Origin of the sequence: Streptomyces olivaceus (assembly GCF_000721235.1) — a bacterium.
Taxonomy (GTDB): domain Bacteria; phylum Actinomycetota; class Actinomycetes; order Streptomycetales; family Streptomycetaceae; genus Streptomyces; species Streptomyces olivaceus.
The window spans coordinates 363,123-384,675 of record NZ_JOFH01000001.1 but is presented as its reverse complement, the minus strand read 5'-3'; the positions used below and the strand labels follow the sequence as shown (position 1 = coordinate 384,675).

General features: G+C 74.6%; 18 protein-coding genes and 1 riboswitch. Of the genes, 5 read left to right on the top strand and 13 right to left on the bottom strand.

Annotated features, from left to right (window positions below; all coding sequences use genetic code 11):
• Window positions 1-43: 43 nt before the first annotated feature.
• Window positions 44-739, bottom strand: a complete 696-nt coding sequence (locus IG94_RS0102145; protein ID WP_031030036.1) for an HAD family hydrolase — start codon at window positions 737-739, stop codon at window positions 44-46.
• Window positions 740-759: 20 nt separating this feature from the next.
• Window positions 760-1,236 carry an Lrp/AsnC family transcriptional regulator gene (locus IG94_RS0102140; protein ID WP_031030030.1) on the bottom strand — a complete coding sequence of 159 codons (477 nt, stop codon included), beginning with the start codon at window positions 1,234-1,236 and terminating at the stop codon, window positions 760-762.
• Window positions 1,237-1,461: 225 nt separating this feature from the next.
• On the opposite strand from IG94_RS0102140, the gene IG94_RS0102135 reads away from it, so the two are divergent.
• Complete coding sequence (locus tag IG94_RS0102135; RefSeq protein WP_031030025.1) at window positions 1,462-2,952, top strand: FUSC family protein; 1,491 nt, start codon at window positions 1,462-1,464, stop codon at window positions 2,950-2,952.
• 171 nt (window positions 2,953-3,123) lie between these two features.
• Window positions 3,124-4,161, top strand: coding sequence for a lactonase family protein (locus tag IG94_RS0102130; protein WP_031030021.1), 1,038 nt, complete (start codon window positions 3,124-3,126; stop codon window positions 4,159-4,161).
• Window positions 4,162-4,342: 181 nt separating this feature from the next.
• Here the strand turns inward: IG94_RS0102130 and IG94_RS0102125 are convergent, their stop codons facing one another.
• The gene (locus IG94_RS0102125; protein ID WP_031030019.1) at window positions 4,343-5,275 is read right to left on the bottom strand and encodes a sirohydrochlorin chelatase; all 933 of its coding nucleotides are present in this window, start codon (window positions 5,273-5,275) and stop codon (window positions 4,343-4,345) included.
• A gap of 178 nt (window positions 5,276-5,453) precedes the next feature.
• A complete protein-coding gene (locus IG94_RS0102120) occupies window positions 5,454-6,437 on the bottom strand; it encodes an N-acetylglucosamine kinase (RefSeq protein WP_031030016.1) in 984 nt (327 codons plus the stop codon).
• Window positions 6,438-6,617: 180 nt separating this feature from the next.
• Between IG94_RS0102120 and IG94_RS0102115 the strand changes: the two genes are divergently transcribed.
• A complete protein-coding gene (locus tag IG94_RS0102115) occupies window positions 6,618-7,295 on the top strand; it encodes a uracil-DNA glycosylase (protein WP_078535708.1) in 678 nt (225 codons plus the stop codon).
• A gap of 89 nt (window positions 7,296-7,384) precedes the next feature.
• Here the strand turns inward: IG94_RS0102115 and metE are convergent, their stop codons facing one another.
• The 8 genes from metE to IG94_RS0102075 all read right to left on the bottom strand — a co-directional run bounded on the left by metE (window position 7,385) and on the right by IG94_RS0102075 (window position 19,257).
• Complete coding sequence (metE, locus tag IG94_RS0102110; RefSeq protein WP_031030011.1) at window positions 7,385-9,703, bottom strand: 5-methyltetrahydropteroyltriglutamate--homocysteine S-methyltransferase; 2,319 nt, start codon at window positions 9,701-9,703, stop codon at window positions 7,385-7,387.
• 165 nt (window positions 9,704-9,868) lie between these two features.
• Window positions 9,869-10,104: riboswitch (cobalamin riboswitch) on the bottom strand.
• A gap of 73 nt (window positions 10,105-10,177) precedes the next feature.
• Window positions 10,178-10,966, bottom strand: a complete 789-nt coding sequence (locus IG94_RS0102105; protein ID WP_031030009.1) for a class I SAM-dependent methyltransferase — start codon at window positions 10,964-10,966, stop codon at window positions 10,178-10,180.
• Window positions 10,963-12,618, bottom strand: coding sequence for an ABC transporter ATP-binding protein (locus tag IG94_RS0102100; RefSeq protein ID WP_031030006.1), 1,656 nt, complete (start codon window positions 12,616-12,618; stop codon window positions 10,963-10,965). Before IG94_RS0102100 ends, IG94_RS0102105 begins: the two co-directional genes overlap by 4 nt.
• Window positions 12,606-13,604: an ABC transporter permease subunit gene (locus IG94_RS0102095; protein ID WP_224326227.1), complete on the bottom strand. Its 999-nt coding sequence runs from the start codon at window positions 13,602-13,604 to the stop codon at window positions 12,606-12,608. The genes IG94_RS0102100 and IG94_RS0102095 overlap by 13 nt, the downstream gene beginning before the upstream one ends.
• Window positions 13,601-14,545 carry an ABC transporter permease gene (locus IG94_RS0102090; protein WP_031029999.1) on the bottom strand — a complete coding sequence of 315 codons (945 nt, stop codon included), beginning with the start codon at window positions 14,543-14,545 and terminating at the stop codon, window positions 13,601-13,603. The genes IG94_RS0102095 and IG94_RS0102090 overlap by 4 nt, the downstream gene beginning before the upstream one ends.
• A 7-nt stretch (window positions 14,546-14,552) precedes the next feature.
• The gene (locus IG94_RS0102085; protein ID WP_031029997.1) at window positions 14,553-16,085 is read right to left on the bottom strand and encodes an ABC transporter substrate-binding protein; all 1,533 of its coding nucleotides are present in this window, start codon (window positions 16,083-16,085) and stop codon (window positions 14,553-14,555) included.
• 142 nt (window positions 16,086-16,227) lie between these two features.
• Entirely contained in the window at window positions 16,228-17,313 is a 1,086-nt protein-coding gene (locus tag IG94_RS0102080) for a WD40/YVTN/BNR-like repeat-containing protein (RefSeq protein ID WP_169752311.1), read from the bottom strand.
• A gap of 261 nt (window positions 17,314-17,574) precedes the next feature.
• Complete coding sequence (locus IG94_RS0102075; protein ID WP_031029991.1) at window positions 17,575-19,257, bottom strand: acyl-CoA dehydrogenase family protein; 1,683 nt, start codon at window positions 19,255-19,257, stop codon at window positions 17,575-17,577.
• Between the two features lie 102 nt (window positions 19,258-19,359).
• Between IG94_RS0102075 and IG94_RS0102070 the strand changes: the two genes are divergently transcribed.
• Both IG94_RS0102070 and IG94_RS0102065 read left to right on the top strand, forming a co-directional pair.
• The gene (locus tag IG94_RS0102070) at window positions 19,360-20,109 is read left to right on the top strand and encodes a PaaX family transcriptional regulator C-terminal domain-containing protein (protein ID WP_031029988.1); all 750 of its coding nucleotides are present in this window, start codon (window positions 19,360-19,362) and stop codon (window positions 20,107-20,109) included.
• A 207-nt stretch (window positions 20,110-20,316) separates the two neighbouring features.
• The gene (locus tag IG94_RS0102065) at window positions 20,317-20,769 is read left to right on the top strand and encodes a DUF6214 family protein (RefSeq protein ID WP_031029984.1); all 453 of its coding nucleotides are present in this window, start codon (window positions 20,317-20,319) and stop codon (window positions 20,767-20,769) included.
• Window positions 20,770-20,789: 20 nt separating this feature from the next.
• Here IG94_RS0102065 and IG94_RS0102060 read toward each other — a convergent pair whose 3' ends face one another.
• Window positions 20,790-21,428, bottom strand: a complete 639-nt coding sequence (locus IG94_RS0102060; RefSeq protein WP_031029980.1) for a DUF305 domain-containing protein — start codon at window positions 21,426-21,428, stop codon at window positions 20,790-20,792.
• Window positions 21,429-21,553: the final 125 nt, after the last annotated feature.

Genomic DNA, 21,553 nt, shown 5'->3' with positions numbered 1-21,553 from the left:
CAGTCGGCCCGGCTCCACTGATCAGTCGACCTTCCCCCGCCCTTCAGTCGGCCCGGGCCGTCCGCGCCAGCCAGTCGTACGCCGCCCGCGCGGTGAACTCCTCCTGTCCGCCTCGCACCAGCAGCTCCGCGGTGGTGAACTCCGGGGCGTCGGCCTGCGCCGCCACGTACGGGATCGCGATGCACCGCATCCCCGCGGCGTGCGCGGCGGCGGCCCCCGGAGCGGCGTCCTCCAGCACCACGCAGTCGGCCGGGTCCGCCCCGAGCCGGCGGGCGGCCTCCAGGAAGACGTCGGGAGCGGGCTTGCCCCGCTCGACCTCGTCGGCCGAGACGACCGTGCGCAACTGCGCCGCCAGGCCGGTGCGTTCGAGGATCGTCGAGATGGCCTCGGCCGACGACCCCGACGCCACCGCCAGCGGAACGCCCTCGCCCGCCAGCCGCTCGACGAACTCCTGCATCCGGGGGTACGCGCGGGCCGAGGTGCGGGCCAGCTCCAGATAGTGCCGGTTCTTGACCGCGAGCAGTTCCTCCACCGGCGCCCTCAGGGCGTACCGCCGCTTCCAGTCGGTGACCGTCTCCTGGGTGCTGATGCCCACGTACGCCTCGTGGTCGGCCCAGCTGAAGTCGGGGACGCCGTACTCGGCGAGGGTGAGCCGACCTGCCTCGTAGTAGTGGGGCTCGCTGTCCACGAGCGTTCCGTCGAGATCGAAGATGACCGAGATGCCGCCGAGCGTGCTCATGGCGTCCAGCATGCCAAGGATCACCTGCGGACCGAACGCCCGATCGACTCCACGAGGGGGAGCAGCCGGTTCGGCACCCGCTCCCGCAGGACCACCTCGCTGCGGGTGCGGACCACGCCCGGCAGACTGATCAGCTTCTGGACGACGTCCTCAAGGTGCGCGTTGTCCCGGGCCACGACCCGGGTGAGCAGGTCGCCTCCGCCGGTGATGGAGAAGGCCTCCACGATCTCCGGCACGCCGGCCAGCGCCTCGCCCACCTCGTCCAGGTGCCCCTGCGTGACCTCGATGTGCACGAAGGCCAGTACCGGGTGGCCCAGCGCGGCGGGGGAGAGGGAGGGAGCCGTGCCGGTGATCACGCCCTCCCGCTCCAGCCGGTCCAGCCGGGCCTGGAGCGTGCCGCGGGCGACCCCGAGGAGACGGGCGTACTCGCGCACGCTGGTGCGCGGCTGCTCAAGGAGCAGCCGCAGGATGCGGGTGTCGAGCTCGTCGACCGCCATGGCGCCCCGGCTCCCTTCGTCGGCCATTGGCCCTTCACCGGCCACGTGAGGGCGGTGAAAACTGTACCAATGGCCCACAGTCACAGCGCCCTGTTGAGCCACTGGCGGCGAAGATGCTCCCATAGGCGAGTCGATGGCGCTGCGGACCCCGCGGCGCCTTTCTCGTGCCGGTCGGTGAGACGCGGCGAAATTCAGTGCCATGCGTGAACGAGGGGGCGGTAGTCAGTGCTGAAGAAGGTGTTCGTGAGCCCGGATCCTGGACGGTCGCGCCTGAGGTTCGCCGCGCGGGCCGTCCTCGGCATCGGGCTGGCCGTCGTGGTCTGCGGGCTGGCCGGGACTTCCCTGGTGGGCGCGATCACCGGCGGGCTCGCGGCCCTGCTCGCGCTGTTCACCGTCACCGACGCCACCGTGCGCGGCCAGGCCGTCACCACCGCGCTGCTGCCGGTCGCCGGGCTCCCCGTGCTCACCGCCGCCGCCGCGCTGCACGGCCACCCCGTCGCCCGTGACCTCGGCTTCCTCGCCGTCGTCGGTGCGGGCGTGTACGCGCGCCGCTGGGGCCCGCGGGGGCACAGCCTCGGCGTGTTCGCCTTCATGACCTTCTTCATCGCCCAGTTCCTGCGCGCGACCCCCGAGCGGCTCCCCGAGATGTACGCCGCGGTCCTGCTGTCGGTGGCCGCCGCCGCCGCGGTGCGCTTCGGCCTGTGGTGCTACGAGCGCCGCCGGCCCGCCCCCGCCGTTCCCGCACCGCCCGCGGGCAGCGGGCTCGCCCGGATCACCACCCGCCAGGCCGTCCAGGCCACCGCGGGGGCCGGCTTCGCCCTGGTCGTGGGCCAGCTGGTGTCCGGCGAACGCTGGTACTGGGCCGTCGGCGCCGCCTGGTGGGTGTTCGTCAACACCGCCTCACGGGGCGAGACCCTGGTCCGCGGATTCCGCCGGGTCCTCGGTACGGTCGTCGGCATCGGCCTGGGCCTCCTCGTCGCCGTCCCGCTGGCCGGGGCCGCCGTTCCCACCGCGGTCGTCGCCGCCGCGTGCGTCTTCGGCATCTTCTACACCGCGGCCGTCTCGTACACCTGGATGATGCTCTGCGTCACCCTGCTCGCCGAGCTGCTCTACGGCCTCCTGGACGTGCTCAGCCCCGGCCTGCTCGCCCTGCGGCTCGCCGAGACCGGCGTCGGGGCGCTCGGCGCCGCACTCGCCGTGCTCGTCGTCCTGCCCGTCACCACGCACGCCGTCACCGACGCCTGGATCCAGCGCGCGCTGCGCTGCGTGCACGCCTGCACCTCCGAGGCCGCCGCGCGCCTCGCCGGGACCGAGGGCGCCGATCCGGGCCCGCGGGTGGCTGAGCTGGAGCAACTCCTGGTCCGGGTACGGCTGTCGGTCGCGCCGCTCGTGCATCCCCTGAACCCGATGTACGGCCGCAGGCGGCGGGCCCGCCGGGTGCTGGGCCTGCTCGACGACTGCGCCCGGGAGATCCGGGGCCTGGTCGCCGTCGCCGCCGACCCGGAGGCGTCGCACGACGCGCGGCTGACCGCGGCCTGCTGGCGGGTGGAGAGCGCGGTGGAGGCGCTCACCGGCGGCGGCGCCGTCCCCGCCCGCGCGGCCGGCCCGCGGGCCGCCGAACCGGCGCTCGCCCACCTGCACGGGTTGGAACACGCGCTGGCCGAGCTCGCCGCGCCCCTGCGCACGCCCTCCGGCTCGCGTCCGGTCGGCGCCTGAGCCGGATTGCTCCCGCTGCTCCCGGGCCACTCGCTCGGCCCAGCCCCCGAGTGATCGACTGCTACCGTCGCTCCGGGCGGTCCACCGGGCCGGCACCCGGCGATGCCAGGGACGGCGCGGAACGACGCGGGGCGAGACGGGCGAGACGCGGGACGAGAGGGGCAACCAGCGGTGGCGGACGGCGGCAGGCGGCAGCGGCGGGCATTCATCGGGTCGTTCACGGCGGCGGGCGGCCCCGGGATCCTGACGGCGGACGTCGACCCGCACAGCGGCGCCCTCACGGTCGTGAGCGGCACCGACCGCCTGTCCGACCCGTCCTACCTGGCCCTGTCGCCCGACGGCGACACCCTCTACGCCGTCAGCGAGACCACCGAGGGCGCCGTGGCCGCCTACGGGGTGGGCGGGGACAAGCCCGAGCCCCTCGGCCGCCCCGTCCCCGTCGGCGGCGACGGACCGACCCACCTCGGCCTGTACGACGGCCACCTGCTGACCGCCAACTACGGCTCCGGCACCGTCTCCGCCGTGCCGGTCCGCGCCGACGGCACCCTCGCGCGGTCCGCGTCCGGCGTCCTCCGGCACACCGGCTCCGGCCCGCACGCCCAGCGGCAGCAGGGCCCGCACGCCCATCAGGTGCAGAGTGATCCGAGCGGACGGTGGGCCGTCAGCGTGGACCTCGGCACCGACTCGGTGCGGGTCTGCACCCTGGTGAACGGTGTCCCTGCCGTACACCGGGAGACCGCGCTGCGCCCCGGTTCGGGCCCGCGGCACCTGGCCTTCCACCCGGACGGCACCCGCGCCTACGTCGTCAACGAACTCGCGCCCACCGTCACCGTCTGCCACTGGGACGCCGCCGACGGCGCCCTGCGGCCGCTCACCGAGGTACCGGTGCTCCCGGCGGCCCCGGCGGGCGACGCCCACCCGTCCGGCATCGTGGTCTCGCCCGACGGCCGCTTCGTGTGGACCGCGACCCGCGGCGAGGACGTCCTGTCCGTGTTCGCCGTCGAGCCGGACGGACTGCGGCTGACCGCGACGGTGCCGTGCGGCGGACACTGGCCCCGCGACATCACCGAGTCGCGGGGCTTCCTCTACGCGGCCAACGAGCGCTCCGGCGACGTGACCTGGTTCACCCTCGACCCCACCACCGGCATCCCCCGCCCCACCGGCTCCCTGGCCGTACCGGCAGCCTCCTGCGTCACCTTCACCAGGTAACCGAACCGCGGCCCCCCCGCTGCGGGCAGTCGTGCCGCTGGGGCGGCACGGGTGGGCGCAGCGGCACCCCGCAACGCCGGGCAACGCACCCCACCCCCGGCCCACCCCGACGCAGGGCGCCCCGGTAACCCACGGCGCCCCTCAACCAACGGAACCCCGGGACCCTCGGGCCCCGCCAGGGTCACCGCACCGACGCCCCCTGCGTCCCCTGCGCCTGCTGCGGCGAGATGCCGAGCGCCGTCGTGTACTTGGCCAGCGCCAGCTTGCCGATCGCCGGATACGGGCCGAGCGGCTCGGCGGTGGAGCAGCCCGCCTCCTTGGCCGCCTCCTCCAGCACCGACGCCTCGATCTCCGGCCCGATCAGATACGGAGCGAGTGCCAGCTGCTGGGAGCCCGAGCCCCGCAGCTGCTCGGCCACGGACGCGATCGAGCCCTCCTCGTCCAGCGCCGCCGCGATCACCGGCACGGCGAGGCGGGCGGCGAGCAGCATGCCGGTGATCCCGGCCGCCTGCACCGCCTCGTCACCGCCCACGGAGGCCAGGATGATGCCGTCCGCGGCGGTCGCCACGGTGAACAGGCGGGCGCGGTCGGCGCGGGCCAGCCCGGCCTCGGAGAGCCGCACGTGCAGCGCCTCGGCCAGCAGCGGGTGCGGTCCGAGCACGTCGGTCAGCTCGGCCGCGATCTTGCTGTCCATGACGGACTGCCGGATCCGGCGCAGCAGCGCGTTGTCGGGACCGGCGAGCAGCGGCACGACGACGGCGACGGGGCCGTCGGGCTCCTTCACGTCCAGACCGGCGGCGCGCGCCTGCTCGAAGCGGGCGGTGCGCTCCTCGGCGGCCCGCACGAGCACGGCCGACAGCGAGGGGAACTCGTCGTCGTCCCCGTCGAGGTGGCCGATCCGGGCGTCGAGGCCGGGCAGCTCGGAACGGGCGATGCTGATGACCTCGTCGGCGAGGCTCCGGGTGGCGTTGGTGGGCGCCCCCGGCACCGCGAGGACGAGCGCCGGCGCGCCCTCGGGAGCCACCAGGGGTTCGGGACGGCGGTGCCGTCCGGGCTGGCGGGGGCGCGGCATTCGTACGGGCAGGCCGGACGCGGGCCCAGTGGGGGAGCTCATGGCGCCGCATGTTACTGGTTTCCGGGGTTTCCCTGTTCGGGGAGGGTGCGGCTGAGCGTTATCCGTCCGGTTTTGTCTGATGAGTGACGTACGGAACGGCCGACATCGGCACGATTCACCTCCCCGGCGGATCGGTTACCGGCCGACCACCGCCGACAACCGGCCGATCACGGGCTGGTCACCGGCCGCCCGGCGTGGACGTCACCCACAGCATCCTGTCGTCCTCCGGAAGGGCGAGTGATCCGGTCGCCAGGCCGATCGCGATCCGGACCGCGCCATCCAGCGGGTCGCCCTCCGCGGCCACCCGCCGCGCCCGCGGCAGCCGCTCCGCCAGCTCCTCCTCCAGCGGTACGACGAGGGGGCCGCCCAGCTTCAGCAGGCCCCCGGTGACCGCGACGCGGGGCTCGCCGTCGCGGGGGCAGACCGCGGCGGCCGAGTCGGCGATGTGCCGGGCGGCGGTCCGCAGCACCCCGGCGGCCACGGGATCGCCGGCGGCGCAGGCGGCCACGTCGGGCGCGAAGGAGGCGAGCACGGCGGGGCGGTCCGAGCGCGGATACACCCGCCCCGGGAGCCCCGACGCCGGCCCGAACCGCTCCTCGGCCAGGGCGAGCAGCGGGGCCGAGCCGCCCTCCCGCCCGTCGTGGGCCCGCAGCGCCGCCTCGAGACCGGCCCGACCGATCCACGCGCCGCTGCCGCAGTCGCCCAGCAGATGGCCCCAGCCGTCCGCCCGGCGCCAGCGGATCAGGTCGGTGCCGGTCGCGATCAGACCGGTGCCCGCGGCCACCACCGCTCCGGAACGCGGGCCCAGGGCGCCGACGTAGGCGGTCACGGCGTCGGCGGCCAGCGCGACCCGCCGCGTGCCCAGCTCCCGGGCGAGCGCGCCCGGCAGTTCGGCTCGCAGTGCGTCGCCGAGGGTGGCCATCCCGGCGGCTCCGACGACGACGGTGTCGAGCCGGGTCACACCCGTCTCGCCGGTCAACGCCGCGGCCATGGGGAGCAGTTGCGCCAGGAGATGACCGGGATCGATGCCGCGGGCCCCCGTGCGAACGGGCTCACCCGACGCCCGCCGGCCGAGCGGGCCGCTCCCGCCGTCACCGGCGGTGCCGACGACCACGCGCAGCCCGGAGCCGCCGGAGTCCACGGCAAGGAACCCGGCGCTCACGGCAGCTTCACCGCGTGTGCGGAGGTGCCGGGCCGGCGAAGTGGATGGCTCACTGGACTCGACGTGCCTCTCTCGTCGCCGTCTGGTAGCGCGACACTCTCTCAGACGGCCCCCGGGAACGCGACGGTGCGGTCCGTTCGTGTCACCCGCTCCCGCGATACGCCAGTAGAGTGGCTGCCCGTGGCACCACGACCTCTCCATGAACTCGTCGAGCCCGGCTGGGCGAAGGCCCTGGAACCGGTGGCGGAACGCGTCGCCTCCATGGGCGGCTTCCTGCGGTCCGAACTCGCGGCCGGCCGGACCTACCTGCCCGAGGGACCGAACGTCCTGCGCGCCTTCCAGCAGCCGTTCGACGACGTGCGCGTCCTCATCGTGGGGCAGGACCCCTACCCCACACCCGGGATGGCGATCGGCCTGAGCTTCGCCGTCGCCCCCGAGGTGCGCCGGCTGCCCGGCAGCCTGATCAACATCTTCCAGGAGCTGCAGAGCGACCTCGGCCTGGCCCGCCCGTCCAACGGCGACCTCACCCCGTGGACGCGGCAGGGCGTGCTGCTGCTGAACAGAGCGCTGACGACGCGGCCCAACAGCCCCGGCTCGCACCGCGACAAGGGCTGGGAAGAGGTCACCGAGCGGGCGATCCGCGCGCTCGCCGAGCGCGGTACGCCCCTGGTCTCCATCCTGTGGGGCCGGGACGCCCGCAACCTGCGCCCCCACCTCGACCGCTTCCCGGTGATCGAGTCGGCCCACCCCTCCCCGCGTTCGGCGGACCGGGGCTTCTTCGGCTCGCGCCCCTTCAGCCGCGCCAACGACTTCCTCGCCCAGCAGGGCGCCGCACCGGTGGACTGGCGCCTGCCGTAGCGGCCCGCCGTCGCCTCCCGCCGGCCCGGCACCTCGCCGTACGCCGGGGCAGGGCACGCTCGTGTGCCCTGCCCCGGCGACCCTGCGGCTCAGGAACCGGACAACTCCGCACGGACCGTGCGGGCGGCCGTCACCAGGTGCTCCAGCGAGGCCCGGGTCTCGGGCCAGGCGCGGGTCTTCAGGCCGCAGTCGGGGTTGACCCACAGCCGTTCGGCGGGGATGGCCTTCAGCCCCTCGCGCAGGAGGGCCGCCACCTCACCGGCGTCCGGCACCCGCGGCGAGTGGATGTCGTAGACGCCGGGCCCGGCCTCGCGCGGGTAGCCGTGGGCGGCCAGTTCCCGGGCGACCTGCATGTGCGAGCGGGCCGCCTCCAGGCTGATGACGTCGGCGTCGAGGTCGTCGATGGCCCGCACGATGTCGCCGAACTCCGCGTAGCACATGTGGGTGTGGATCTGGGTGTCCGGGCGGACGCCGGCGGTGGTCAGACGGAAGGCCTCCGTGGCCCACGCCAGGTATCCGGCCCGTCCGGCGGCACGCAGGGGCAGCGTCTCGCGGAGCGCCGGCTCGTCGACCTGGATGACGCCCGTGCCGGCGGTCTCCAGGTCGGCCACCTCGTCGCGCAGGGCGAGGGCCACCTGGCGGGCGGTGTCGGCCCGGGGCTGGTCGTCGCGGACGAAGGACCAGGCGAGCATGGTGACCGGGCCGGTCAGCATCCCCTTGACCGGCCGCTCCGTGAGCGACTGGGCGTACGTCGTCCAGCGGACCGTCATCGGCTCGGGGCGGGAGATGTCGCCGGCCAGGATCGGCGGGCGGACGTAGCGGGTGCCGTAGGACTGGACCCAGCCGTGCCGGGTGGCGAGGTAGCCGGTGAGCCGTTCGGCGAAGTACTGGACCATGTCGTTGCGTTCGGGCTCGCCGTGCACGAGGACGTCGATCCCGGTCTTCTCCTGGAACGAGACCACCTCCTGGATCTCCGCCCGGATGCGGTCCTCGTAGCCGGCGGCGCCGATCCGGCCCGCGCGCAGGTCGGCCCGGGCCGTGCGCAGGTCGCCGGTCTGCGGGAACGAGCCGATGGTGGTGGTCGGCAGGAGGGGGAGGCCGAGCCGGGAGCGCTGGGCCGCGGTCCGTTCGCCGTAGGGCTGGGAGCGGCGGGCGTCGGAGTCGGTGACGGCGGCGGCGCGGGCGCGGACGGCCGGGTCGCGCGTGATGGGGGAGTTCGCCCGCGAGGCGAGGGCGGCCCGGTTGGCGGCGAGTTCCGCGGCGATGGCCCCGGTGCCCCGGGCGAGGCCCTTGGCGAGCGTGACCGTCTCGGAGGTTTTCTGCTGCGCGAAGGCGAGCCAGCGCAGGATCTGCGGGTCGACGTCCCGTTCGGCGGACGCGTCCAGGGGCACGTGCAGCAGCGAGCAGGAGGCGGACACGTCGACCCGGTCGGCCAGGCCGAGCAGGGTGCCGAGCGTGGAGAGCGACGTGCCGAGGTCGTTGACCCAGATGTTGCGGCCGTTGACGACGCCCGCGACCAGCCGCTTGCCGGGCAGGCCGCCGACGGCGGCGAGCGCGTCCAGGTTGGCGGCGGCGGCCTCGGTGAAGTCCAGGGCCAGCCCCTCCACGGGCGCCTTGGCGAGGACCGGCAGGGCCTCGCCCAGCTCGTCGAAGTAGGAGGCGACGAGCAGCTTCGGCCGGTCGGTGAGGGCACCGAGGTCCCGGTAGGCGCGCCCGGCCGCATTCAGTTCGGCCGGGGTGCGGTCCTGGACGAGGGCGGGCTCGTCGAGCTGCACCCATCCGGCGCCGGCCGCGCGCAGGTCCGCGAGCACCTCCGCGTACACCGGGAGCAGCCGGTCCAGGAGGGTGAGCGGGTCGAACCCGGCGTCCACCCCGGGGGCGGGCTTGGCGAGCAGGAGGTAGGTGACGGGCCCGACCAGGACCGGGCGGGGAGTGTGGCCGTGGGAGAGGGCCTCCGCCAGCTCGGCGACCTGCTGGGCGGAGTCGGCGGAGAAGGCGGTGTCCGGGCCCAGCTCGGGCACCAGGTAGTGGTAGTTGGTGTCGAACCACTTCGTCATCTCCAGCGGCGCCACCTCCTGCGTCCCGCGCGCCATCGCGAAGTAGCCGGCCAGCACGTCGGCGTCGAAGGCCGCCCGGTGCCGGGCGGGAATCGCACCGACCATAACGGTGGTGTCCAGGACGTGGTCGTAGAGCGAGAAGTCGCCGGTGGGGACCTCGTCGATGCCCGCCTCGGCGAGCTGCGCCCAGTTCGCACGGCGCAGTTCGCGAGCGGTGGCGCGGAGGGCGCCGGCGTCGACGCGGCCCTTCCAGTAGCCCTCGATCGCCCTCTTCAGTTCCCGGTTCGGTCCCTGGCGGGGGTAGCCGTACACGGTGGCCCCGGCCGCCGCGGCCGCGGACTTGCTTGTCACGGAGATCTCCTTCGCGAGACGAATCCCTGAGATCCCGGCGACGGGACGAGAAGCGCGAAGGGGACAGACCGGACGGCGACGGCGCACGGCCGTCCGTCCGATGTGTACGCCGACCCGCCCACGAGGTCACCGGGATGTCCGCGCACGGACCGTTCCGCGCGCGGGCAGTTGGCAGGTCTTCGGACTCGCGGGCACGCTCTCGTCGGAGGGCTCGACCCGTACCGACTCGTACGGGTCGTGCACCGAGGAGGACACCTACTGGCCGTCGCTTCCCGGGCCCCGTGTGTCGGACCCAGTGCGTATGACGGCGGTCGTTCCCGCTCACCGCTGCGGGGCAGTCCCGGATTCCCACCGGGTTCCCTCTTGCGACGTCCCGTCCGGCTGACGGGACGAACCAGCTGCGTCCTCCACCCTACGGGGTGCCGTCCGGCCGCGGCCAGGGAGTGTCCCGGCGCCTCCTCCGTGCCGACGGGCTCAGCGCAGCGCCGCCACCAGTGCGTCGCTCGCCGAGCACCAGACCTGGCGTGCCTCGGTGAAGCCCTGTTCGCGCAGGGCGTCGAGGTGCCACCGGGTGGTGGTGGGGCGGCCGGGCCGCGCGCCGGCGGGCCGGGGCTCGCGCGGGTCGCCCAGGAGCGCGAAGCGGCGGGCCGCCGGTTCGGCGAGGGCCGGGTCGTCGGCGACCAGGGTCCACCAGTCGGACCAGTCGAGGGCGCCCTCACGCCGCTGTCCCTCCTGGCGCGCCGTGAGTAGGGCGTTCATGGCGGCGTTGAGACGGGGCGCCGACTCGTCCTCCATGTGGTCGGCGTTGAGGAACACGCCGCCCTCGCGCAGCAGACCGGCCAGGGTGCCGTAGAGGCGGCGCAGCGGTTCGGTGTCCAGCCAGTGCAGGGCGGTGGCGGTCACCACGGCGTCGAACGACGCGTGGGGCAGCCGCGCGGTCCAGTCCGGGTCGGTGAGGTCGGCCTCGGCGAAGGTGACCCGCTCGTCCCCGGCGAAGTGCCCGCGGGCGATGGTCAGCAGGGCCGGGTCGATGTCTACGCAGACGGTGCGGGCGCCGGGGAGCGCCCGCAGCACCCGGTCGGAGATGCTGGCGGTGCCGCAGGCCAGGTCGAGCACGAGCGGGGTGCGGCCCGCCACGGCCTCCACCGCGTCGGTCATGACCCGGAAGCGTTCCTCCCGGTCCGGCATGTACCACTCCTGCTGGCGGTCCCAACTCGTCTGCCACTGCTGCCAGTCGGACGGGGTGGAGGTGGTCGTGGTCATGGCTGGAGGTGTTCCTTTCGCTGGACGCCGGGTGGGACGGGTTCCAAGGCGGCCGGGCCGGCGGTGCCCAGGTGCCGCGACCGCAGCAGCAGGCGGGTGGTCTCGGAGCGCGGGGCGCCGAGGACCGTACGGCTGTCGCCGCTGTCCACGACGCCGCCGGAGTCGAGGACGACGAGGTCGTCGGCGAGCCGCTCGACGAGCGCCAGGTCGTGGCCGATCCACAGCACGGCCGTGTCGCTCTCCTCGCGCAGGCGGGTGATCTCGGCGGTCACCAGCTCCGTGCTGACGGAGTCGAGCGCCGTCGTGATCTCGTCGCAGATCAGTACGTCGGGATCGGCGAGCAACGCCCGTGACAGCGCAGCCCGTTGCAGTTCGCCGCCGGACAGTGCGGCGGCGTGCCGCGCCGTGTGCTCGGCCGACAGCCCGAGCCGCTCCCACACCGCCCGGGCCTGCCGCTCGGCCTCCCGTGGCGTGAGCCCGCGCAGGCGTACGGCGGTCCGGGCGACCTGTTCCAGGACGGTGCGCCGCTCGTCGAAGGAGCCCCGCACCTCCTGCCAGACGTACTGGACACCCCGGATCTGCCGGGCGGTGCGGCGGCGCAGCACGGGCAGCGGCTCGCCCCGGAACGCGAGGTGTCCCCGGTGGCGTTCGTGCAGCCCGGCGAGGCAGCGGGCCAGGACGGTCTTGCCGCTGCCCGAGGGGCCGACCACCGCCGTGCAGCCCCCTTCCGGCACCCGCACCGCCACGTCGCGCAGGACCTCACCGCGGCGTCCGGCGTGCAGCCACGCCGTCAGTCCCCGCGCCTCCAGCACGGCCCCGGCCGGCCGTACGGGCGCGGTCGCCGCCACGGGCGGGGGCGGAGCCGCCGGGGCCGGGAGCACTTCGGGCGTGGGTCCCGCGGCGGTCACCCGGCCGCGGTCCAGGGTCACCGTACGGGCGGCCACCGCGCGCACCAGGTCGTGGTCGTGGCTGAGCAGCAGGAGCGCGTACCCGTCCGCGGCCAGCCGGGTCAGCCGGTCCGCGAGCCGCAGCCGCGCCACCGTGTCCAGACCGGTGCTGGGCTCGTCGAGCACGAGGACGCTCGGGCCGCACGCCAGCACCTGGGCGAGCGCCACGCGCTGCCGCTGGCCGCCGGAGAACTGGTGCGGGAAACGGCGCCGGAAGCCGGGGTCGTCCGGCAGCCCGGCGGCGCGCAACGCCCCGGCCGCGTGCTCCCTGCCGGCGGCGGACCGGCCGCCGCCCGTGCCGCCCGTGCCGCCCGCCCGGCCCGTGCCGCCGGAGTCGTCCGTGCCGTCCGGCCGGTGCAGGCGGGCGAGTTCGGTGAGGACCGAACCGATCCGCCGGGCGGGGTTGAGCGCGTGGGCCGGGTGCTGGGGCATGTACGAGACGACGCGGCCACGGACGTCCCGGGCGGCCCCCGTCGGTCCCTCCTCGCCCACCACGTCGACACCGGCGACCCGCACCGAACCGCGCAGCCGCACGCCGGGGGCGGCCTCGCCCAGCAGGGCCAGTGCGAGGGTGGTCTTGCCGCTGCCCGACGGGCCCACGAGGGCCGTCACCCCGCCGGCCCGGACGGTGAGGTCCACGCCGTCCAGGAGCAGGGCGCCGTCCGCGCGGGCGGTCAGGCCGCCGACCTCGATCACCGGTTCCACGTCGCCGCCTCCGTCCCGGTGCCCTGCCGCGTGGTGCCCTTCTCCCCGGCCCCTTCCCCGGCCCCTTCCCCGGCCTTCTTCTTCCCGGCCCTCTTCCCCACCGCCTCCTCCGTGCTCTTCCCGGTGGCCCTCGCGTCGTCACCGGTCGGGTTCGCGCGCCTGCCGGGCCTCTTCCCGCCCCCGCCGGTCGTGTTCGCGTCCGCCAGCAGGCCGTCCGCCAGCAGATTGGCGCCCACGGTGAACATCACCAGCAGCAGCGTCGGCGCCAGCACCGCCCACGGCTGCACGAACAGCGCCTCCCGGCTCGCGGCGATCACCACGCCCCAGTCCGGCGAGGTCGGGTCCAGACCGAGGCCGAGGAAGTTCGCGGCCGCCACCGTGAAGACCGCCGTGCCCACCCGCGTGCCCGCGTCGGCGGCGGCGACCGGCAGGACGGCCCGGCCGACGTGTCCGAACAGGACGCGCGCCCAGGACTCGCCCTGCAGCCGCATCGCCTCGGCGACGGGCCCGCCGGCCGCGTCCAGGGCCGCCGCGCGCAACAGCCGGGCCACGGCGGGGACGTTGAGGGCGGCCACCGCCAGTGCCACCGCGACCGGATGCCCGCGCCAGCCCACCCCGACCACGCTGATCACCAGCAGGGAGGGGAGCGGCAGCAGCAGTTCCACCGGCCGCATCAGCAGGTCGTCCAGCCACCGGCTGCGGGAGACCGCCGCGGCCAGACCGAGCACACCGCCCACGGCGACGGCCAGCGCCACCGCGGCGCACGCCACGCCCAGCGCGCTCGCCCCGCCGCGCAGCACCAGCGTCAGCACGTCCCGGCCCAAGGCGTCCGTGCCGAGCGGATGCCCGTCACCCAGGGCGTAGGGCATGCCGTCGGAGGGGATGCGGGCGTCCGTCACGAGCGGGCCGACGACGGCGGCGGCGACCGGCGGCACCAGGAGCAGCGCCCCCGTCGCCCTGCGCCGGACACGTCGGACGGTGCTCATCGCAGTACCTCCGTGCGGGGAGCCAGACGGTGGCTGACGAGGTCCGCCGCCAGGTTGAGCAGGCACGCGACCGCGGCCAGCGTCAAAGTCAGCCCCTGCACGGTGGGCACGTCCCGGTTCTGCACGGCCTCCACCAGCGCGGTCGCGGTGCCGGGCACGGCGAAGACGGCCTCGACGACGAGCACGCCGCCCAGCAACTGATCACCGGTGCGGGCCAGTTCCTGAACGCCGGGCACCGCCGCGTTCGGCAGGACGTGCCGCAGCACCAGGCGGGCGGGCGGCACGCCGAGCCGACGGGCCTGCACCGTGTAGCCGGCGTGCAGGGCGGTCACCGTACCGGCCCGGATCTGCCGGGACAGTACGCACACGGTGCGCGCCAGCAGCACCGCCACCGGCAGCACGAACAGCTCCGGCCGCTGCCACCACACGTCGTCCGCGCCCACCCAGGTCGACGGCAGCCAGCCGAGGCGCAGCGCGAAGACCCCGACCAGCAGCAGCGCCAGGACGAAGTCCGGCACGGAGGTCAGCGTCAGCGTCACCGCGGAGACCGTCCGGTCGGTGCGGCTGCCCGCCCGCAGACCGGTCAGCAGGCCGACCGCGACGGCCAGCGGCACCAGCAGCACGAGGGTGACCACGGCCAGGGCGGCCGTCACCGGGACCGAGGACGACAGCACGTCGCGCACCGGACCACCGCCGACCAGCGACGTGCCGAGGTCACCGGTGAGCAGACCGTGCGCCCAGTCGGCGAACCGCTCGACGAGCGGCCGGTCCAGGCCCATCTGCTCCCGCAGCTGGGCGACCTGGTCGAGGCCGGCCTGCTCGTTGAAGTCGACGGTCGCGGCGTCCCCCGGCAGCAGGTCCGTCAGCAGGAAGACGACGAGGCTGAGCACGGCCAGCTGGACGAGCGTCCACCCGCACCGCCGCAGGGTGTAGTGCAGCACTTGGTACTCAGTCCAGCCACACCGTGTCGAACCTGGCCCAGTCCACGGTGTTGGGCGGGGCCTCCTTCACCCCGTGGGCGGTGCGGGAGACGGCGTTCAGCCACTCGGGGTGCCCCCACAGCACGAGGCCGCCCCGGTCGCGCAGCGTCGTCTGCACCGACCGGTACCGCGCGGTGCGCTTCTCGTCGTCCACCTCGGCGCGCGCGGCGGTGAAGTCGTCGTCGAAGTCCTCGTGCTTCCAGGCGGTCTGGTTCTGCGGGGCGTCGGAGAGCAGCCGTTCGCCGATGTATGTGGGTATCGTCATGGCGCCGCAGCGGTGGTTGGTGACGGTGCCCTTGCTCAGCGCGTCCGTGAAGTAGGACTCCGGGGGCCCGTTGACGACCTCCACCTTCAGGCCCGCCTCGCCGGCCTGCTCGGTGAACAGGTGGGCGGCCTGCGCGAAGCCGTCGGCTGCGGTGGAGGTGTAGAAGGTGACCTTCTTGTTGTACAGCCCGGTGCGCCTGAGCAGCCGCCGGGCCCCCGCCACGTCCTGCTCGCGCTGCTCCAGGCCGTCCGGGTAGTACGTGTAGCCCTTGCCGTAGAGGTCGTTGCCGATCTCCGCCCGCCCCGCGCAGACCACGTCCACCAGCCGCTTCCGGTCCACGAGGAGCTTGACGGCCAGCGCCGCGTCCGGGTCGTCGAACGGCGCCCGGTCCGTCTTCAGGGCGAAGCCCTGCACCCCGCTGCGCTTCGTCGCCACCACCCGCACCCGGCCGTCGTGGGCGACCGTGCGGGCGAAGGTGGGGGTCATCTCGTGCGCGAAGTGCACCTCGCCGCTGCGTACGGCGGCGGCGCGAGCCTCGCTCTCGGCGGACAGGATGCGTACTTCGTCCAGGTGCGGAGCCCCGTTCCAGTGGTCGTCGAAGCGGCGGCCGGTGAAACCGAGCCCGGCGGTGAACGAGGCGAACCGGAACGGGCCGGTGCCGACGGGCTTGGACGGGTCGTCCCAGCCGTCCCGCACCACCGGCGTGCCGGTCATCGCCAGCTGGCTGGGCAGCTCGGCGTTGGGCCGGGTGAGCGCGATCTCCACCCCGCGCCTGCCCACCTTCCGGCAGTTGGCGAGGTCGACGTGGGAGAGGGAGTTCTTCGCCAGGTGGTCGGCGGCGTCGGGATCGAGGATGCGGGACAGGCTGTACAGCACGTCGTCGGCGTCGAGGACGTGCCCGTCGTGGAACCTGGCCTCGCGCAGTTCGAAGCGCCACACCCGCGCCTCGTCGTCGCTGGACCAGGAGCGGGCCAGCCTCGGCACCGGCCGCAGCGTCGAGTCCAGCTCGACGAGCTTGTCGAAGACGGCCTTGTGCCGGGCGATGTCGACGAACTGCCGCTGCGCGTGCGGGTCCATCGTCTCCTTGACGCCCGCGCCGGGAAAGGCCGCACTCAGCGTCCCGCCCTTCTTCGGCGAGGAGGAACCGGAGTTCGCGGACGAGCAGCCGGTCAGGAGACCGGCGCCTGTCGCGACCGCCGCGGCGAGCACACTGCGACGGGTGGGGGTGACCGGCATGTGGGCGTACCTTCCTGCCTGTTGCTCCAGAACCACGGCACACGCATCCAATAAGCTATTGCAATGCCTGTGCAATAGGAGTCGGTGCGGGGCCTGTGTGTCACTGGTCACTCGGCAGGTCGGCGTGGTGGTGGCGCACCTGTCACGCGACGACCGCGGCCCGCACGCACAGTACGTCCGGGAGGTGCGAGGCCAGTTGCTGCCAGCTGTCGCCGTCGTCGGACGACGCGAACACCTCGCCGTTGCGGTTGCCGAAGTAGACACCCGCCCGCTCCGCGTCGTCCGTGGACAGCGCGTCGCGCAGCACCGTCCCGTAGTGGTCCTCCCGGGGCAGGCCCGCCGAGAGCGGCTCCCAGCTCCGCCCCGCGTCCGCGGTGCGGAAGACCCGGCACCGGCGGTCCGCCGGGACCCGGTCGGCGTCGGCGTTGATCGGGAAGACGTACGCCGTGTCGCCGCGGTGCGGGTGGGCGGCCACGGCGAAGCCGAAGGTCGAGGGCAGGCCCTCGCCGATGTCCTTCCAGTGCGCGCCCGCGTCGTCGCTGCGGTACACACCCCAGTGGTTCTGCAGGTACAGCCGGTCCGGGGTGGCCGCGTCCCGTGCGACCTTGTGCACGCACTGGCCGAACTCGGGGTCCGGGTCCGGCAGGAAGACGGCCGAGACACCGGAGTTGGACGGGCTCCAGCTCTCCCCGCCGTCGGAGGTGCGGAACACGCCCGCGGTGGACACGGCGACCGTGACCGACTCCGGGTCCCGTCCGTCGGTGAGGACGGTGTGCAGCCCCTCGCCACCGCCGCCGGGGACCCACCGGGAGCGCGTGGGATGCTCCCACAGGGGGCGGACCAGCTCGAAGCTCTCGCCGCGGTCCTCCGAGCGGTACAACGCGGCCGGTTCCGTGCCCGCGTAGATGACGTCGGGCTCGGCGGCGGCCGGGTGCAGCTGCCACACCCGCTCCAGCGAGGCGCCGGTGTCCTTGGGGAACCTGACGGCGGGCGCGCCCGGTTCGGTCCAGGTGCGGCCCAGGTCGTCGGAGTGGAACACCGACGGGCCCCAGTGCGCGCTGTCCCCTGCGGCCAGCAGCCGCGGAGTGTCCGCGCGGGTGTCCAGGGCGACCGAGTAGACGGCCTGGGCGTTGAAGTAGGGATTCTCGTCGAACTCCCAGGTGCCACCCCGCCGGCGCCCGATGAACAGGCCCTTGCGGGTGCCCACGGCGAGCAGTACCTCGGTCATGCCGATCACCTCCGTGGCGTCCTCGTCGACGCCTTCGTCCCGGACACCTTTGTCTCGGGCACCGGACAGTCTGCACCCGGGCACTGACAGTCACCTCCGGAGCAGGCGTCGTCGCAGGTCACACCGGTGATGCGGAGATCGTCGAGGGATGGTGGCGCGGAGGCGGGCGAGGGGCGGCGAGGGGCGACGGAAGGCGATTCGTCGAGGGGCGAAGAGACGGTTCCGGCCGCGGCCCGACGGACCCCTACGGCCGTCCCCTCGTCAGCCGGTCGCCGGCAGCGCCCGTGCCAGGATGCCGCCGAGGTCGGCCGTGTCCGGCAGCGTGCCGAAGGAGTGACCCCAGTCGCCGCCGAGCCGGGTCGCGCAGAAGGCGTCGGCGACGGCGGGCGGGGCGTGCCGGACCAGGAGGGAGGCCTGCAGGGCGAGCGCCATCAGCTCCACCAGCCGGCGGGCACCGGACTCGGAGGCCCCGGTGAGACCGGTCCGCAGCCGGGCCACGGCGGCGTCCAGCCGGGGGTCCGCGCCGCGGGCGAGCGCGAGCTCCTCGAACAGGGCGTGTCCGGCGGCGGGGGAGCGCCCCAGGGCCCGCAGCACGTCGAGGGCGTTCACGTTGCCCGAGCCCTCCCAGATCGACAGCAGCGGAGCCTCGCGGTAGTGGCGGGGCATGCCAGACTCCTCCACGTAGCCGTTGCCGCCCAGGCACTCCAGGGCCTCCGCGGTGAACGCCGGTCCCCGCTTGGTCACCCAGTACTTGCCGACGGCGGTGGCGATCCGCCGGAAGGCCGCCTCGCCGGCGTCCCCGCGCACCGCGCGGTCCGCCGCTCCGGCGAGCCGCAGGGTGAGCGTCGTCGCGGCCTCGGACTCCAGCGCCAGGTCGGCCAGGACGTTGCGCATCAGTGGCTGGTCGAGGAGCCGGGCGCCGAACGCGCTGCGGTGCCGCACGTGGTGACCGGCCTCGACCAGCGTCTTGCGCATCAGCGTCGCCGAGGACATCACGCAGTCCAGCCGGGTGCAGTTGACCATCTCGATGATCGTCTTGACGCCCCGCCCCTCGGGTCCCACCAGCCAGGCGACGGTGCCGTCGAACTCGGGCTCGGACGAGGCGTTGGACCGGTTGCCGAGCTTGTCCTTCAGCCGCTGGACGCGGAACGTGTTGCGGGTGCCGTCGGGCAGTACACGCGGCACCAGGAAGCAGGAGAGCCCCTCGGGCGCCTGGGCCAGGACCAGGAAGACGTCGCACATCGGCGCCGACGTGAACCACTTGTGCCCGCGCAGGGTGTACACACCGGGTTCCGCGGTCGGGGTGGCGGCCGTGGAGTTGGTCCGGACGTCCGAGCCGCCCTGCTTCTCGGTCATCCCCATGCCGGCCAGCAGGCCGCGCTTCTCCGCGGGCGGCCGCAGCCCCGGGTCGTACTCCCGCGCCGTCAGCAGGGGCTCGTAGACCTCGGCCAGCGCCGGGGCGGCGCGCAGTGCCGGGACGGCCGCGTACGTCATCGACGTCGGACACCCGTGGCCGGCCTCCGTATGGCCCCAGACCAGGCTGCCGGCCGTGCGCGCGACGTGGGCGCCGGGCCGCCCGTCCGCCCAGGGGGCGCCCGCCAGCCCCTCGCCGACCGCCACCCGCATCAGGCGGTGCCAGCTCGGGTGGTACTCGACCTCGTCGACCCGGTTCCCGTACCGGTCGTGCGTGCGCAGCTCGGGCTCGTGGCGGTTGGCCAGGTCGCCCCACTCCTGCGCCTCCACGCTCCCGGCCCGCCGGCCGAGCCGCCGCAGACCCTCCTCGGCCCACCCGGCGCCCTCGCGCCGCACGCCCTCCAGGAGGGCGGTGTCGTCGCAGGCGTCGTAGGGAGCCAGGGGAGGGGGCTGATTGGTGACGTCGTGCGTGGCGTACCCCTCGGGGCGGCCCGTGGCCCGCTCGTACGGCTCCCGCGCGAGTGTCGTCATGACCCGAGTGTTGCACTCTGTCTGCGGTCGCAGCAACAGTGCAACACCGCGGGCGCGCGTAGAGTGCGTGCTCATGTGGACGGACGACACGCGCTCGCGCGGATGAACGGTTCTACGGACCCCGCACCCGCGCCGCGCCCGTTGTCCGCGCGGTCGGTCGTGCTGAGCCTGCTGCTCGGCACCCACCCGGCGGAACTGCCGGTCCGGGACCTGGTGCGGCTCGTGGAGGGCTTCGGTGTCGGCGGCTCCACCCTGCGTGCGGCGCTCAGCCGGATGACGTCCGCCGGGGATCTCGTGCGCACCGGTACGGGCTACCGCCTCAGCGAACGCCTGCTGGAGCGCCAGCGGCGGCAGGACGAGGCCGTGAGTCCGCACACGCGCGTGTGGGAAGGCGACTGGGAGACGCTCGTGGTCACCGCGACCGGACGAGGGCCCGCCGAGCGCGCGGAGCTGCGCACCCGGCTGACCGGCCTGCGTCTCGCCGAGCTCCGCGAGGGTGTGTGGCTGCGCCCCGCCAACCTGCGCCGCCCGCTGCCCGGCGACCTCGACCGGGTGGCCGAGCGCCTCGTCTCCCGCCCCGACCGCCCGGCCCGCGACCTGGCCGCGGGCCTGTGGCCCCTGGAGGCCTGGTCGGCCGCGGCGCGCTCCCTGCTCGTCCAGGTGGACCGGGCCCGGCGGCCCGCCGACCGCCTCGCCGCCTTCGCGGCCGTCGTACGCCACCTGCTGGCCGACCCGGTGCTGCCGGCGGAACTGCTCCCGCCCGGCTGGCCCGGTGCGGCGCTGCGGGACGCCTACACGGAGTACCAGCGGGAGCAGTCCGGACAGGTCCGCGCTCGGGGTGGGCGGACCTGACACGTCACGCGGACGTGGCCGGCCACTCGGATCCGACGTGCCACTCGTGGCCACCGGTGAACGAGGAGCGTTCGCGGTCGGAGCGCGACCGGGTGCGTGTTCGTTTTGTATGGAGTGTGATCATTCGGTTACGTTGCGTAGATGCTCGAAACGCCCTTCTTTGATCGTTCTCTTCAGCTTTCCGATCGTTGTCCGGGTGACGGTGACATGTCCGTGCGGCAGACCTGGCTGGTGCGGGAGGGCGGCGCCACCGCCGCGTGGTTCGACGTCCGGCTCGCCTTCGCCGACGGCGCCCGGGTGGAGGCGCTCGCCGTCCTGTCCGGGCGGGACGTGCGGATCGAGGACGTGCGGGCCCAGCCGCCGATGTCCCTCGACGACCTGGCCGTGCTCGGCGAGTGGCTGGAGAACCCGCTCTTCCAGGCCTGTGTGGAGGCTCCCGGCGGCGGTCCGGGCGGGGCACGGCGGGCCCGTCCCGCGTGGCCGCGCGGGGCGGAGGTGTGCCGGCTCGTCGCGCAGGAGTACCGGGCGGCCCGGGAGGAGGGCGGCGATCCGGTCCTCGCGGTGATGCGCGTGACCGGGCACAGCCGGCGCAAGTCCCTCAGGCTGATCGGCCAGGCACGCGACGAGGGGTTCCTGGCGCCGCGCCGCGCCCGCCGCTGAGCCTTGGCCCGCCCCCCCCGTCAGAGCATCTCGCGCATCCGTGAGATCTCGCTCGTCTGCTGGGCGACCACGTCGTCCGCCATCTCCTCCACCTGCACGTTGTTGCCCTGCGACTTCACGTCCGTGGCCATGGCGATCGCGCCCTCGTGGTGAGTGATCATCAGCGTCAGGAACAACTGGTCGAAGGCCTTCCCGCGTGCCGCGCGCAGCTTGTCCAACTGGGCCTCGGTGGCCATCCCCGGCATCGCGGCGTGGTCGTGTCCGCCGCCCGTCTCCTTCTCGCCGTGGTTCTTCAGCCAGCCCTTCATCGCCTCGATCTCCGGCCCCTGCGCCGCCGAGATGCGTTCGGACAGCTTCTTGACCCGGCCCGACTCGGCCTGCTCCGGGACGAGTCCGGTCATCTCCAGCGCCTGGGCGTGGTGCTGGATCATCATGCGCGCGTAGGCGACGTCCGCGGAGTTGGGCGAGTCGTCGTCGGCGCGGTGCTCCTCGGCGTCCTGGGCGGACAGCGTCCGGTTGTCCTCGCCCGGCTTGCCGGGGGCGATCACCGAGGGCCCGGCCGCGGCGGCCGACCCGGTGTCCGGCTCCGAGTCGCAGGCCGTCAGGCCCAGCACGGCCAGGGCGGTCAGCGCCGCCGTGGCGAGCGACGCGGCGGACATCGCGGGGCGAAAGGGCACGACAACCTCCTGTGGGTCGGGGCGCTCCCTCCAGAGGAGGGGTGCGGAACACCTGGTGGGTGCGATGACCGTCCTAGCACGCTTCCGTGCGCCACTGATCGAAAAAC

Excerpts from the sequence above, each read along its gene's own strand:
- IG94_RS0102065 (WP_031029984.1), top strand. The coding sequence starts at position 20,317 with ATGTCCGTGCGGCAGACCTGGCTGGTGCGGGAGGGCGGCGCCACCGCC.
- IG94_RS0102085 (WP_031029997.1), bottom strand. The coding sequence starts at position 16,085 with ATGCCGGTCACCCCCACCCGTCGCAGTGTGCTCGCCGCGGCGGTCGCG.
- IG94_RS0102145 (WP_031030036.1), bottom strand. The coding sequence starts at position 739 with ATGAGCACGCTCGGCGGCATCTCGGTCATCTTCGATCTCGACGGAACG.
- IG94_RS0102095 (WP_224326227.1), bottom strand. The coding sequence starts at position 13,604 with ATGAGCACCGTCCGACGTGTCCGGCGCAGGGCGACGGGGGCGCTGCTC.
- IG94_RS0102105 (WP_031030009.1), bottom strand. The coding sequence starts at position 10,966 with ATGACCACGACCACCTCCACCCCGTCCGACTGGCAGCAGTGGCAGACG.
- IG94_RS0102125 (WP_031030019.1), bottom strand. The coding sequence starts at position 5,275 with ATGAGCTCCCCCACTGGGCCCGCGTCCGGCCTGCCCGTACGAATGCCG.
- IG94_RS0102060 (WP_031029980.1), bottom strand. The coding sequence starts at position 21,428 with ATGTCCGCCGCGTCGCTCGCCACGGCGGCGCTGACCGCCCTGGCCGTG.
- IG94_RS0102080 (WP_169752311.1), bottom strand. The coding sequence starts at position 17,313 with ATGACCGAGGTACTGCTCGCCGTGGGCACCCGCAAGGGCCTGTTCATC.
- IG94_RS0102140 (WP_031030030.1), bottom strand. The coding sequence starts at position 1,236 with ATGGCGGTCGACGAGCTCGACACCCGCATCCTGCGGCTGCTCCTTGAG.
- IG94_RS0102070 (WP_031029988.1), top strand. The coding sequence starts at position 19,360 with ATGAACGGTTCTACGGACCCCGCACCCGCGCCGCGCCCGTTGTCCGCG.
- IG94_RS0102075 (WP_031029991.1), bottom strand. The coding sequence starts at position 19,257 with ATGACGACACTCGCGCGGGAGCCGTACGAGCGGGCCACGGGCCGCCCC.